Consider the following 12,058-nt stretch of genomic DNA (forward strand, 5'->3'; position numbering starts at 1 on the left):
ACGGGCTACAATGCGCCTTTGGTCGATGGAAGAATGCCTTGCATGCGCTCATCACGCTCAAGCGCCATGCGCATGGCCCGGCCAAATGCCTTGAAGATCGTCTCTGCCACATGGTGGGCATTGACGCCTTTCAGGCTGTCGATATGCAACGACACTTTAGCATGGTTCACGAATCCCCGGAAGAATTCCAGCAAGAGATCCACATCGAAATCGCCGATACGCGCCCTGGGGAAGCTGACATCGTAGGCCAGCCCTGGCCGGCCGGAGAAATCAATCACCACACGCGACAAAGCCTCGTCCAGCGGCACGTATGAGTGCCCATAGCGGCGAATGCCGCGTTTGTCGCCCACAGCGCGATCGATGGCCTGCCCCAGGGTAATACCCACATCCTCCACCGTATGGTGCGCGTCGATGTGCAGATCGCCCGCGGCCTTCACGGTCAGATCGATCAACCCGTGCCGAGCGACTTGATCGAGCATGTGCTCGAGGAAGGGTACGCCTGTCTCGAAGCGGCCGGTTCCGGCACCATCAAGATTGACCTGGACAAAAACCTGGGTTTCCAGGGTATCGCGCCTTATTTCCGCCGTACGTTGATCCATTTCACCACTGATCTGCGGTTTGTTGAACTGCAATTGCGAGCTTATTATGATAGTGATTTCTTATGTATTGATAAACCGCCCTACTCAAACCTGTGAAGCCGGTCACATCGCGTAAGCAATTGCTTACATCAAGTTCGGCGATTTCCTGCAGACGCACGCTGTTGCTAAGCTCAGAATTACAACCGTCGCCAGACAGGAAAAGGATTTCTAGGAGTATTCAACAGGACGTTGCCAAGGACTGGACCTGTTAAGCCAACCAACAGGCGATAAGCCTCCTACAGGATGTATGGAGGCTTTTTTATTGGGCTTTTGCCTACTGATCCTCTAGAAACTCCTTGATTCCCTGCCTCGTGTCGGCCCTGAGCTTCTTTGAGGACTGCAGTTTCTTCAGCGTGCTGAGCACCTGCTTAAGACGGGGCTCATTCGCCTCCATATCCGACACTAGGCTTTCGATGGCGTCCAGGGCGCTCACCTGTACGTCCTCATCCTGGTCTTCCAGAGCCTTCAGCAGGGCCGTCATGATGCCGTCGGAAAGATTCTCGAACTGACCAAGGCTTTGCGCAGCGGCGCTGCGCACATCCGCGCTCGAGTCGCCGGCAAGGGTGATGAGCAACTGTTGCTCGGCCTCCGCCGTCGGGAAGGCGGCCAGTTGTTCCACCCCGGCAACGCGCTCCTCTGGATCGGTACTCTTAAGGGACTCCAGCGCCTCCAGCACCTGCTCGGCATCGATCTGCGCCTCGTCCTCCTCATCTTCCGGCGTAGGCGCCTGAACCGCCTGAGCCTGAATTTCCTCGGCATGAGGCAGCACCGGAGGCGCCGGCGCGGCCGCGGGCGTTGCCTTCGCCACTGGCGCGGGCGAAGACGACACCTCCATTTCATTCAGGCTTTCGCTTTGGAGAATGCGATAGACGACCAGTCCGCCCGCTACCAGCGTGACCAGCAGGACTATAATAAAAATTCGCATGGAACGACCCAAAACCTCGAATTATGTAATGAAGATTTGTAGCCCTATAAAATGACTGACCCCCGCAGGGGCCAGTCAAGGACACATGAAGAACGATCGCGGCTTAATCCGGCGCCTTGTTTTTGACCACGATGATGCCATTGGCCGCGGTACCATCCGCTGAACCCGCAGCCGTTCTCGGGCAGGCAGGATGCTTCCAGCCGCCCCAGCCTTCACCCGCGTCGCTAGCGCCGGTCACGTCATTGATCAGGATCAGTTCGTCGCCCTTCAAATTGAAGGTATTGCTGGTCCCCGCAGCGCCATTGATCGCGACCGCGGTGCCATCCGCCGTGTAGTTCGCCGTGGTGATCCCGGTCCCACCCGGATGACCATTCAAGGCGGCGCGGATGAGCCAGGCAACGGCATGATCGCGGCACGATGTGTCGCCGGAAACGCCGATAGCGCCGATCTTCTTATTGCCCCCGGAGTACACCGCAAGACCACCGCCGAACACGTTGACGCCGCCGATGCGCTTGTTCTTCAGGGGATCATTCTTGGTCCCGTATTGGTTCGGGCTCCCCGTATAAGCGAGACTGCCGTTGATGGGGTTGCTGGCCTGCAGACCAAACAGGCTCTGGCCCTGATTGACGGGAGTATACAGGTTGGCCGTCGAGATGGCGTAGCCGTCGATGCTGAAGGCATTGGCCGTGCTCGCCTTCTGCGCCGAGATGTTACGACTGCCCAGCCATAACGCGCCGCTGTTGTGGCCTTTGCCATCCGTCGAGTTGACCACATGACAGATCTTGCCGGTTTCATCCACCATGGTCACCCACATGGGAAGGCCATACCCACTCTTTTCCGCCGTCACCGCAGCCTGAGCGGCTGACTTCAACTGGCTATACGATACATCCTTACACGTTGCCAATGCGGCCTGGCTGCCAAGAGTCAACGCGGCCACGCTCAAAGCCAAAGAAATACCTGCCTCTTTTCTCATAAGGATCTCCTTTTTTCCATTTCTTATGTAAGTCAAGAACGACACAGGGCCCTAAGGCCCCTGGCAACTGTAGAACAGTTCGGCGGAAAAAGGTATACCCTTTCAAAGGGTCGCGACGGGCCTTTCAGGCTTTGAGCCTGGCCCGACTTTCCGCTAACCTGCGGCGAAAGCAGTGTCCCAGGCCCTGGCTGCGAGTCAAGGCGGCCCGGATTTTGTCGTCCGTGCGTGCGCCCAGAGTGCTATAAGAACTATTGGGTGAAGACGCGCTGGCGCTTTGGCACATTCAGAACTAAGGACTTTTCCGTAAGGAGCACACATGCTGGTTTCCCTGGAAGACATTGATCGCTGGCTAACGGAAGACATCGGCGCCGGCGACCTTACCGCGCTCATCGTGCCGGCCGAAACGCACGCCACGGCCAAGGTGGTGACCCGCGAGGACACAGTGGTCTGCGGCCAACCCTGGGTGGAAGCGGTCTTCGCACGAATCGACCCGCAAACGCGCATTACCTGGTCAGTCGATGAGGGTAGTTGGGTCGCAGCGGGAACGCAGTTGTGCGAACTATCCGGCACGGCCAGATCCCTGTTGACCGGAGAGCGAACAGCGCTCAACCTGCTGCAGACGTTGTCCGGCACGGCCACCCTCGCCCGGCGCTACGCCAACGCGGTGAGCGGCTCGGCCGTGACCGTGCTGGATACACGCAAGACCCTGCCCGGCCTGCGCAAGGCACAGAAATACGCGGTCCGTTGCGGGGGCTGCCAAAACCATCGCATGGGCCTGTATGACGGCATCCTGATCAAGGAAAACCACATCATGGCGGCAGGATCGATCCACGCCGCCGTGCAGCAGGCTCACGCCCTGGGCGCCGATGTGCCGGTCGAAGTCGAAGTAGAGAATCTCGCGGAACTGACCCAAGCGATGGAAGCCGGGGCCGACCGGGTGCTGCTGGACAATTTCAGCCTGGAACTCATGCGGCAGGCCGTCGCCATCAACGCGGGCCGCCTGAAGCTCGAGGTTTCGGGAAACGTCTCTCTGGACAATATCGCGGACATAGCCGCCACTGGCGTCGACTATATCTCCGTCGGCGCGCTGACCAAGAACGTCCAAGCAATCGACCTGTCCATGCGCATCACCCTGGTGCAGTAGAAGCCAGGGCGGAGCGGGTCACTCCCCGAACAACTGCAGGTCGATCAGATCGCACAGACAGTGGGTGATGATCAGGTGCACCTCCTGCACCCGCGCCGTGGACGGACAGGCCACGCGGATTTCGATGTCGGTTTCCTTCAACAGCGGCGCCAGGGCGCCGCCATCGCGGCCGCTTAGCGCGATGACCGCCATGTCCCTGTCGTGGGCCGCCATCACCGCCGAGAGGATGCTCGCGGAATTGCCGCTGGTGGTGTAAACAATCAGGGCGTCCTGGGAATGCCCAAGGGCGCGAATCTGCTTGGCAAACACGTCGTCGTACCGGTAGTCGTTGGCAACCGATGTCAAGGTGGACGTGTCCGTGGTCAAGGCGATGGCCGGCAGCCCGGGGCGTTCACGTTCGAAGCGGTTGAGCATTTCCGACGAAAAATGCTGGGCCTGGGCGGCGGACCCGCCGTTGCCGCAGCACAGAATCTTGCCGTCACTCAGCAGGCTGTTGGCCAGCTTGACCGAAGCAATCTCGATCAATTCGCTCAGGTTGGTGAGCGCTTCCTGCGCAGTCTGGAAATTCGCCGTGAACTGGCGGTGGATGCGTTCCTGGAAATTCATGTGGGGCTGTCCTGAAAGGCGTTTTTGATCCATTGAAGTTCAAGCTGCGCGGGCCCCGGCGTTAGGGCGACCACATCGAATCGAGCCGGACAGTCGACCCGATTGACCGCGAGGTAATGGCTGGCCGCAGCGACAAGCCGTCCGCGCTTGCGGGCATCGATACTCTCCAGCGGCGAACCGTACCGGGACGACGCGCGGTAGCGCACTTCCACGAACACCAGGCCGCTGCCTTCGCGCATGACCAGATCGATTTCCCCGCGCCGGCAGCGAAAATTCCGCTCCACCAAGCTCAGGCCCTGAGCCTTAAGGTATTCCAAGGCCGCGGTTTCGGCCTGCTCGCCCGCTACGAGGTGCTTCGACCGACCTCCTTCGCGCGCCTCCGCCATCAGGGCGCGGATTGCATACCGGCAGCACTGGGCTGCAACATCGGCGCGATGCCCCGCGGCTGGGGCACGCCGGATTCGAACTGGGCACAGGACAACTGGCGCTGAATCTTGTTGCCTGCCTTCACATCCAGTTGTCCGGTGGCTCCCGCGAAGCGGCTCTGCGCGCCGGATCTTAGCAGGGGCAGTTGCGGCACCAGATTGTAGGCATCGATGCCCATGGCAATCAGACGCGTGTAGTTCTCCGGCGTGCGCTCCACCAGGGACTGCAGGCTGTTGCGCGACAGTGGCCCACTATCGTTGGGATTGAGCATCCAGGGCAGGTCACAGAAGATCACGCCGTTCAGATCGCGGTCCTGGTCCACCGCATCGGGACGCCCGTTGAAGACTTGCGACATGGCGTAGACCGGAATCGGCATGGCCTGCTGCGATTCCAGTTGCGGCCGCAGCAGACGGGCATCCCGAGCGTCGGCGATCATGAACACGAAGTCGGCGGAACCGGTGGCGGCTTCCGGCGGTGCCGCCGCCCCATCCTCCCGAGCCAGAGCACCGGGGCTGGACGCCAGCAGGTCATGAACGCTGCTGGTAAAATCCTCGCCACCCGGCTTGTAGGTCTTGATGGCGACGATCTTTCCGCCAAGGCTCTTCCAGTAGCGGCTGAAATGGCTGATCAGGCGCTGCCCGTAAGCCGAGGCCGGCGCCAGCACCAGCGCGTTCTGCCGGCCGTCGAACCAGGCGCTGCCGGCGGACTGCTCGACCTCCTGCTCGGGCGTCAGCCCAAACTGGAACAGATTGTCACGGGAGGCATCGCTGCCCTGGTTCAAGGCCAACACCGGCACGCTCAATTCGACGCCCGCCGCCAGTCGCGCCACATCTTCCTTGATCAGCGGTCCCACCACATCCTGCGCGCCCTCTTTCACCAATTGGTCGTACAGGGCGACGACATCGCCACCGTTGGTGTCGACAAATTTGAGGCCTAGCTTGCCCGGATTGGTGTCCGCCCCGTTGGCCGCTTCCATGCCGCCGCGTATGGCCTGTCCGGCGCCAGCGAAGGGACCACTGAGCGGCAGCAGGACACCGATCACGGGTCCAGGCGCCGCGGCCGGCGCCGGTGTTGGCTCTGCGGCCAGCGCAGGGGTGGGCTCGGCATCGCGCAGCGGGGTGACCTTGACCGTTTCTTCGGCCGCACCGCCCAGGGTATTCAGGAAAGGCCCATTCGCCGGATGCTGGGGAAACTGCCCGCGCCAGGCCGCCAGCGCCTGCGGGCGCTCCGGCTCAGGCCCTTGCATGATGAAGGCTAATTCGATCCAGCCTCCCAGGGTGTCGCGGCGCCCGTTGCGAAGCCCTGCAAGCGCTGATTCAGGCATGCGACTGAGGTCCTCGTAGATGAGCTGGTTGTTCTTTTCCACCGCCTGGGGGGACTTCAGCAGATACCCCAGAAACACCCTTTCCCGCGCGCTTTCCAGCATATTGCCCAGTTGATTGTAGGCCGACGCCCGGAGTGTGTGATAATGGGCGCGCTGCCCAGGATCCAGTTGCTGGGGGCTCAGGGTATCCAACAGAAGCATGGCGTCCCTGGCGCGCCCCTGGTTCAGATAGAGGCGGCTCTTGAGCAGCGTATAGCGGTATTGTTCGTCCTCGACGAGATCCTCTGCGCGCACCTGCCCCAGCAAGGCCTCGGCCGCGGAGCCGTTGCCGCCGCGCAGTTCCGCATCCGCCGCCATCAGCCGGTAGTAATCGGGCGCGTTGGAAACCTGTGCGAGATGCTGATACACCCGCGCAGCGCCATCAAAATCCCCGGCCCGAATACGCCCCTGCGCTTCGTCGATCATCGCTGCATCCTCTTGCCGCGCGCTTTGGCCAGCGCAGCCGAACAGCAACAGGGCAAGACAAACGGCCGAAATTCGCGGAAGCAGGGACATGGGTGCAAGACTCTGATGAGGAAATGAATTTAAGGAAGGCACGCGTGGAAACACCAGACTGCGGCATACTATACCTAGTCGCCACCCCCATCGGCAATCTGGCGGACCTGAGCTTCCGCGCCCTCGACGTGCTGCGCCAAGCGGATTGCATCGCCGCCGAGGACACGCGCCACAGCCGCCCACTCCTCGAACACTACGGCATCGCCACGCCCTTGCTGCCCCTGCACGAGCACAACGAGGACCGAACCGCCCCGCGCCTGGTGGAACGCCTCCTGCGGGGCGAAACCATCGCCCTGATCTCCGACGCTGGCACGCCGCTCATCAGCGACCCCGGGTTTCCCCTGGTACGCCTTGCGCGCCAGCAGGGCATACGGGTCATACCCATACCGGGCGCCTGTGCGCTGGTGGCGGCGATTTCGGCCTCCGGCCTGCCCACCGACCGCTTCAGCTTCGAAGGTTTTCCGCCGCGCACGAGCTCGGCGCGCAAATCGATGCTGCAGTCCCTGGCAGACGATCCAAGGACCTTGATCTTCTACGAGTCCAGCCACCGGACCTTGGATTTTCTAAAGGACTTAGCCGAGGTTTTCCCGGCGCAGCGGCCCGTTGCCATCGCTCGTGAACTCACCAAGTTGTACGAGACCATCGTCAACAGCACGGCGGGCGAAGCCGCGGCGCTGGTTGCGGCCGGTCCGCACATGCAGAAAGGCGAGTTCGTCATCCTGATCGCGGGCGCCGACCCCGCTCAGGCACCCAGGGACAGCCTGACGGACGAGCAACAACGGGTGTTGGGTTTTCTGCTGGAGGAATGTTCGGTGAAGACTGCTGCCTCCTTGTGCGCGCGCATCACCGGCGCGCGCAGGGAGTTGGCCTACCAGGCGGCTTTGCAGCTTAAACGTGAGAACGACGCCGGTTAAAGTCGGTAACCTCGTTCGACGTCACCGGACTCAGTTGGGCCGGCCGGTCCGCTCGGACTGGCGCAAAGGAGCCGGAGGCTGCCCGGCATGCTTTTTCGGCGTCATCGTGGTCAGCTTGCTGACCATGTCTTCCCAGGATTGATATTGCTTGAACTCGGGATCTCCGGAGGCAATCTTGGCGTCCACTTCGGTTTTGGCCAGTTCGATCACTTCGTCCGGGTCCATGCCGTCCACCGCGGCGGCAAAGGCATCGGGCCCTTCCTGCGACTTGATCTTGTCCAGAATGCCGAAGGCGGTATCGAACACCACCCGGTCATCGGTGGACAGGTAGCGCTTGGCCTTGATTGCCGAACGGTAGGCGGTTTCGCGCGACTTGCCGTTGATTTCATGCGACCCCTGCATGAAGGCGGGAAGAAAATAGATCACCGCGAGGATCGCCATGATGCCGGCCATTATTTTCATTGTGTTCCACTCCGAAGGTTTTTGTGTTCGCATTATATAATTAGGTCGCCCAAAGGGCATGAAAGCGATCGACCGGGCTTTAAGCCCGGACCCGTTCCGCAAGGGGCCTCATTTCACTCAATTTCCCCAGACGAGGAGCCAATGCGATCCCGTTCACTGCCGACTATCCCGTGTTCGAAACTGCTCCTTGCCGCCTGCCTGCTCCTCTCCGGCTGCACCCACGACCTCCAACTGATGAAGACGGAGGATGAACTCAGCCGCTACGGCGCCGCCATCCGCTGGGGACAATGGGAAGCCGCCAGCGAATTCCAGCCCCCAGCCAAACAGGGGCGTCTCGATTTCGCCTTCCTGAAGAATGTCCACGTCACCTCCTATGATCGGGTCCATCTCCAGGAGCATAAGGGCAGCGACGTGCTCCGCCAGACCGTCGAGATCCGCTACTACATCGAGCCTGCCGGCGTCGAGCAACGCCTCACCGACCGACAGACCTGGCGGTTTGACAACGAAAAGGACCGTTGGTTTCTGCAATCCGGCCTGCCCGACTTCAAGTAGCGTAACCGAGGGCGAAACGATACACTAGCCGCGAGTCGGCCAGACAGTCGCTGCCCGCCAAAAGCGGGTGGAGGAAAGTCCGGGCTCCACAGGGCAGGGCGCCAGGTAACGCCTGGGGGGCGCGAGCCCACGGAAAGTGCCACAGAAAATATACCGCCCCGCAGCGATCATCCGCACGGTCCCGGAGTCATCCGGGGCCGCCGTTCAGGCGGTCGCTGCGGGGTAAGGGTGAAATGGTGCGGTAAGAGCGCACCGCGCTCCCGGCAACGGGAGTGGCAGGGTAAACCCCGCCCGGAGCAAGACCAAATAGGGGGGCATTGGGTTCGTCCCAAACGTGCGGCCCGCACGGCTCCCGGGTAGGTTGCTTGAGGCATGCGGTGACGCATGTCCCAGATGAATGACTGTCCACGACAGAACCCGGCTTATCGGCCGACTCCACTTCCCTTTCACCACCCCTTGAGCGCAGTACCGGAGGCCATGCCACAGCCAGCGGACCTGCGCCATCTCGTCATCGTCCTGGGCGACCAGTTGAATCGCGACAGCGCGGCCTTCGATGGCTTCGACCCGGGTTCCGACCGCGTCTGGATGGCCGAGGTCAAGCAAGAATCCACCCATGTCTGGTCGCACCGCCAGCGCAGCGCCCTGTTCCTCGCCGCCATGCGGCATTTCCACCAGGACCTGCTCGCTGCAGGCTGGCCGGTCAGTTATTACCGCCTGGGCGAGCACCCCCATGAGAGCCTGGGTGAAGCGCTCGCGGCGGAACTGGAGCTTGCGCGGCCCGCCGCCGCGATTCTGGTCCAGCCCGGGGATTTGCGGGTGCTGGATGAGATCCGCCAGACCCTCGTGCGCCTCGACCTGCCCTTGATCCTGCGCGAGGACCGGCACATTTTCATGCCGCCGGACGCATTCGCCCGCTGGGCAAAGGGCAGACGGGAACTGCGCAATGAGCACCTGTACCGGTACTTGCGCCGGCAATCAGGGATTCTGATGCAGGACCAGCAGCCCGCAGGCGGTCGCTGGAACCTGGACGCGGACAATCGGCGCAGCTTCGGCCGCGCAGGCCCCGGCAGGGTCCCCGCGCCCCAGGGCTTTGCGCCCGATCCCATCACCCGGACGGCACTGGCCGACGTCAGCCGTCATTTTCCCGGCCACCCGGGCAGCCTGGGTAACTTCGATTGGCCGGTGACCGCCTTCGATGCCCGCCAAGCCCTGCGTGATTTCATCCAGCACCGCCTGCCAGTGTTCGGCCCATATCAGGACGCACTGTGGCAAGACCAGCCATATCTGTATCACTCACGCCTGGCCGCCGCGCTCAACCTGCACCTGCTCTCGCCCCGGGAAACCATCGCGGCGGCGATCGTGGCCTTCAAGGCCGGACATGCGCCGCTGCAATCGGTGGAGGGCTTCGTGCGCCAGATCCTGGGCTGGCGGGAGTTCGTCCACGGGATCTACTGGCTGCACATGCCGGACTATCGGCAGCACAACGCACTGGGCGCGGAACAGGCACTGCCGCGCTGGTATTGGACGGCTGAAATTGACATGGTCTGCCTGCGCGAAGCCATCGCCCAGACCCTGAGCCTGGGTTATGCCCATCACATTCAACGCCTCATGGTCACCGGCCTGTTCGCGCTGCTGCTTGGCGTTCGCCCGATGGAGGTGCACGAATGGTATCTGGCGGTTTACGTCGATGCCGTGGAGTGGGTGGAACTGCCCAACACCTTAGGCATGTCACAGTACGCGGACGGCGGAATCGTCGGATCGAAGCCCTACGTAGCCAGCGGGCGCTACATCCAGCGCATGAGCAATTACTGCCGCAGTTGCCCTTACCGGCCGGAGCAGGCCGTTGGGCCAAAGGCTTGTCCGTTCACGACGCTGTATTGGGATTTTCTCATGCGCCATGCGGAGCGCTTCGCGCACCATCCGCGCAGCGCCCAGCAGTGGCGCAACCTGGAACGCCTGGATGCCGAAACCCGGGCCGCAATCGCCGCCCAGGCGAATAGCTTGCGCGATCGTCTGTTGGCCTGAGATCAGGCCGGCGCCGCGCTCGACCCGTAGCGCACCGCCGCCTGGCGGCAGAAGGCATCCACGAAGGACTCAGCCACCTCCTTGAAAAAACCGCCGAAGGCCAGGCTCAGAAGACTGTTGGAAAACTCGAAGTCCAGTTCGAAGGAAGTTTCGCAACCGCCATTGCCGCTGGGCCGGAAGCGCCAAACCCCGCTCAGCCGCTTGAAGGGCCCGTCGACCAGCTTCATGTTGATCTGACGCCCCTGCTCCATGGAATTGGCCGTGGTGAAGGTCAGCTTGATCTTGCCCTTCGACAGGGTAATGGTGGCGCGAAGCTGATTCGAATCCTTGTCCAGCACCGTGACCTTGGAGCACAAGGGCAAATAACGGGGGTAAGACTCCACATCGTTTACCAGCTCGTACATCTGCTCGGGCGTGTATTTCACGCAGACACTGTTACTTAGCAGGGGCATCTCGGGCTACCTCGCATTCAAGCCAACCGGCCGGCATCGCGCCGCTCAGGCGGACTTCAGCCGGGAAAGCGACTCCAGACTGTCCGAAAGGCGTTTGATCTCTTCCTCTGCCTTGACCTGCCGGGTCACATCGTACTGGACCCCCAGGTAGTACAGGAGCTTTCCGTTGGAGTCGAACAGCGGGGCAATGGCGAGGTGGTTGTAGAACATCTCCCCGTTCTTGCGGTAGTTGCGCAGGTTCACTTCCACCGGCTGGCAGGCGTCGATGGCCTCGCGCAACTGACGCCGCGCTTCCTGGTCCCGGTCCGTGCCCTGCAGGAAGCGGCAGTTGCGGCCCAGGGTTTCCTCCTCGCTGTAGCCGGTCATCTCCAGGAAGGCGCGGTTGGCGTAGACGATGGGCATATCCTCCAAGTCCGGATCGGCCAGGGTCACGCCATTGACGCAGGAATCGAGGATGGTGGAGAGTATCTGTGGAATCAGGCCGGGGTCTTTTTCAACGATGAATGACATGGTCGTTCTCCGACTTTTGCGGTTACCGCGCTCACTGGCTGGCCAGCGCAGCGGCCTCGGCCTCGATCAGGCGCTTGATGTTTCGGACGGTCCGCTCGGCACCATCCTGAATGGCGATGCGGATGAGCTTTTCAAAGGGACGCATGTACAGTTCCAGGCGCAGCAGTTCGAAGGTGAACACCACGCGCGTCGCCGTGCCCGTGCTTTCGCCGTCCAGCAGGTAGTCGCAGACATACGGGTTGGAGACACCTTCGAAGCGGATTCGGCTCGCCGGCTCGAACACGGTGACCTTGAAGCTGGACTCGGACCGGTTGCCCTGGTCGACACGCACCTGCCGGGCCAGGGTGCCCAGCCGGACCTCGCCCGGGGTCATCGGCTTCAGCTCAATCACCTCCGGCGACCAGCGGGGATAGTTGCGAAAGAAATCCACGCCGATAAACCGGAACACCTCGTCTGCGGGACGCTGAATGGTGATCCCGGCCTTGGCGGCAACTGGATTGTCGTTGAGAAGTCCGAACATTTGACCGCCTCCCCTGCCCTTTACGTTTCGCT

Annotated in this window: 14 protein-coding genes and 1 other RNA gene; 5 read left to right on the forward strand and 10 right to left on the reverse strand. The window is 61.9% G+C overall.

All coding sequences use genetic code 11. The annotated features are described in order from the left end of the window. Nucleotides 1-5: 5 nt before the first annotated feature. The 3 genes from hisB to EK23_RS21750 form a co-directional block, all read right to left on the reverse strand. The gene (gene hisB, locus EK23_RS11390; protein ID WP_045225571.1) at nucleotides 6-599 is read right to left on the reverse strand and encodes an imidazoleglycerol-phosphate dehydratase HisB; all 594 of its coding nucleotides are present in this window, start codon (nucleotides 597-599) and stop codon (nucleotides 6-8) included. 313 nt (nucleotides 600-912) lie between these two features. Beyond that, nucleotides 913-1,563 (reverse strand): HEAT repeat domain-containing protein, encoded by a 651-nt coding sequence (locus EK23_RS11395; protein WP_045225480.1) that lies wholly within the window; start codon nucleotides 1,561-1,563, stop codon nucleotides 913-915. A 103-nt stretch (nucleotides 1,564-1,666) separates the two neighbouring features. Then, nucleotides 1,667-2,536 (reverse strand): GlcG/HbpS family heme-binding protein, encoded by an 870-nt coding sequence (locus EK23_RS21750; RefSeq protein WP_082054127.1) that lies wholly within the window; start codon nucleotides 2,534-2,536, stop codon nucleotides 1,667-1,669. A gap of 316 nt (nucleotides 2,537-2,852) precedes the next feature. On the opposite strand from EK23_RS21750, the gene nadC reads away from it, so the two are divergent. Continuing rightward, on the forward strand, nucleotides 2,853-3,680 hold the full coding sequence (nadC, locus tag EK23_RS11405; RefSeq protein WP_045225481.1) for a carboxylating nicotinate-nucleotide diphosphorylase: 828 nt from the start codon (nucleotides 2,853-2,855) through the stop codon (nucleotides 3,678-3,680). Between the two features lie 18 nt (nucleotides 3,681-3,698). Here the strand turns inward: nadC and EK23_RS11410 are convergent, their stop codons facing one another. The 3 genes from EK23_RS11410 to EK23_RS11420 are packed head-to-tail and all read right to left on the reverse strand — an operon-like array spanning nucleotide 3,699 to nucleotide 6,501. After that, entirely contained in the window at nucleotides 3,699-4,286 is a 588-nt protein-coding gene (locus EK23_RS11410) for a phosphoheptose isomerase (protein WP_045225482.1), read from the reverse strand. After that, nucleotides 4,283-4,672, reverse strand: coding sequence for a YraN family protein (locus EK23_RS11415; protein WP_045225483.1), 390 nt, complete (start codon nucleotides 4,670-4,672; stop codon nucleotides 4,283-4,285). The genes EK23_RS11410 and EK23_RS11415 overlap by 4 nt, the downstream gene beginning before the upstream one ends. Further along, on the reverse strand, nucleotides 4,672-6,501 hold the full coding sequence (locus EK23_RS11420) for a penicillin-binding protein activator (protein WP_235282019.1): 1,830 nt from the start codon (nucleotides 6,499-6,501) through the stop codon (nucleotides 4,672-4,674). The genes EK23_RS11415 and EK23_RS11420 overlap by 1 nt, the downstream gene beginning before the upstream one ends. Before the next feature lie 134 nt (nucleotides 6,502-6,635). Here EK23_RS11420 and rsmI point away from each other — a divergent pair, with 134 nt between their 5' ends. Continuing rightward, nucleotides 6,636-7,505, forward strand: a complete 870-nt coding sequence (gene rsmI, locus EK23_RS11425) for a 16S rRNA (cytidine(1402)-2'-O)-methyltransferase (protein WP_235282020.1) — start codon at nucleotides 6,636-6,638, stop codon at nucleotides 7,503-7,505. Nucleotides 7,506-7,535: 30 nt separating this feature from the next. On the opposite strand, the gene EK23_RS11430 is transcribed toward rsmI, so the two are convergent. Next, entirely contained in the window at nucleotides 7,536-7,967 is a 432-nt protein-coding gene (locus EK23_RS11430) for a hypothetical protein (RefSeq protein WP_145998645.1), read from the reverse strand. 141 nt (nucleotides 7,968-8,108) lie between these two features. Between EK23_RS11430 and EK23_RS11435 the strand changes: the two genes are divergently transcribed. The 3 genes from EK23_RS11435 (at nucleotide 8,109) to EK23_RS11440 (ending at nucleotide 10,544) form a co-directional block, all read left to right on the forward strand. Beyond that, on the forward strand, nucleotides 8,109-8,519 hold the full coding sequence (locus EK23_RS11435; protein ID WP_045225487.1) for a hypothetical protein: 411 nt from the start codon (nucleotides 8,109-8,111) through the stop codon (nucleotides 8,517-8,519). Nucleotides 8,520-8,550: 31 nt separating this feature from the next. Beyond that, an RNA gene (gene rnpB / locus EK23_RS21780) (RNase P RNA component class A) lies at nucleotides 8,551-8,960 on the forward strand. Nucleotides 8,961-8,996: 36 nt separating this feature from the next. Continuing rightward, entirely contained in the window at nucleotides 8,997-10,544 is a 1,548-nt protein-coding gene (locus tag EK23_RS11440) for a cryptochrome/photolyase family protein (protein ID WP_045225488.1), read from the forward strand. Nucleotides 10,545-10,546: 2 nt separating this feature from the next. Here the strand turns inward: EK23_RS11440 and EK23_RS11445 are convergent, their stop codons facing one another. Genes EK23_RS11445 through EK23_RS11455 form a run of 3 tightly spaced genes read right to left on the reverse strand, consistent with a single transcriptional unit; the run spans nucleotide 10,547 to nucleotide 12,026 of the window. After that, nucleotides 10,547-10,996 carry a type II toxin-antitoxin system RatA family toxin gene (locus EK23_RS11445; RefSeq protein ID WP_045225489.1) on the reverse strand — a complete coding sequence of 150 codons (450 nt, stop codon included), beginning with the start codon at nucleotides 10,994-10,996 and terminating at the stop codon, nucleotides 10,547-10,549. A 45-nt stretch (nucleotides 10,997-11,041) separates the two neighbouring features. Next, nucleotides 11,042-11,506: a PAS domain-containing protein gene (locus tag EK23_RS11450; RefSeq protein ID WP_045225490.1), complete on the reverse strand. Its 465-nt coding sequence runs from the start codon at nucleotides 11,504-11,506 to the stop codon at nucleotides 11,042-11,044. A 31-nt stretch (nucleotides 11,507-11,537) separates the two neighbouring features. Continuing rightward, nucleotides 11,538-12,026 (reverse strand): SRPBCC family protein, encoded by a 489-nt coding sequence (locus EK23_RS11455; RefSeq protein ID WP_045225491.1) that lies wholly within the window; start codon nucleotides 12,024-12,026, stop codon nucleotides 11,538-11,540. Between the last annotated feature and the right edge of the window lie 32 nt (nucleotides 12,027-12,058).

The sequence above is a fragment of the Methyloterricola oryzae genome (assembly GCF_000934725.1).
Lineage (GTDB): Bacteria > Pseudomonadota > Gammaproteobacteria > Methylococcales > Methylococcaceae > Methyloterricola > Methyloterricola oryzae.

Coding starts and splice junctions, on each gene's coding strand:
- EK23_RS11445 (WP_045225489.1), bottom strand. CDS start 10,996: ATGCCCCTGCTAAGTAACAGTGTCTGCGTGAAATACACGCCCGAGCAG.
- hisB (WP_045225571.1), bottom strand. CDS start 599: ATGGATCAACGTACGGCGGAAATAAGGCGCGATACCCTGGAAACCCAG.
- EK23_RS11415 (WP_045225483.1), bottom strand. CDS start 4,672: ATGGCGGAGGCGCGCGAAGGAGGTCGGTCGAAGCACCTCGTAGCGGGC.
- EK23_RS11410 (WP_045225482.1), bottom strand. CDS start 4,286: ATGAATTTCCAGGAACGCATCCACCGCCAGTTCACGGCGAATTTCCAG.
- EK23_RS11440 (WP_045225488.1), top strand. CDS start 8,997: ATGCCACAGCCAGCGGACCTGCGCCATCTCGTCATCGTCCTGGGCGAC.
- EK23_RS11450 (WP_045225490.1), bottom strand. CDS start 11,506: ATGTCATTCATCGTTGAAAAAGACCCCGGCCTGATTCCACAGATACTC.
- EK23_RS11455 (WP_045225491.1), bottom strand. CDS start 12,026: ATGTTCGGACTTCTCAACGACAATCCAGTTGCCGCCAAGGCCGGGATC.
- nadC (WP_045225481.1), top strand. CDS start 2,853: ATGCTGGTTTCCCTGGAAGACATTGATCGCTGGCTAACGGAAGACATC.
- EK23_RS11430 (WP_145998645.1), bottom strand. CDS start 7,967: ATGAAAATAATGGCCGGCATCATGGCGATCCTCGCGGTGATCTATTTT.
- EK23_RS11395 (WP_045225480.1), bottom strand. CDS start 1,563: ATGCGAATTTTTATTATAGTCCTGCTGGTCACGCTGGTAGCGGGCGGA.
- EK23_RS11435 (WP_045225487.1), top strand. CDS start 8,109: ATGCGATCCCGTTCACTGCCGACTATCCCGTGTTCGAAACTGCTCCTT.
- EK23_RS21750 (WP_082054127.1), bottom strand. CDS start 2,536: ATGAGAAAAGAGGCAGGTATTTCTTTGGCTTTGAGCGTGGCCGCGTTG.
- EK23_RS11420 (WP_235282019.1), bottom strand. CDS start 6,501: ATGATCGACGAAGCGCAGGGGCGTATTCGGGCCGGGGATTTTGATGGC.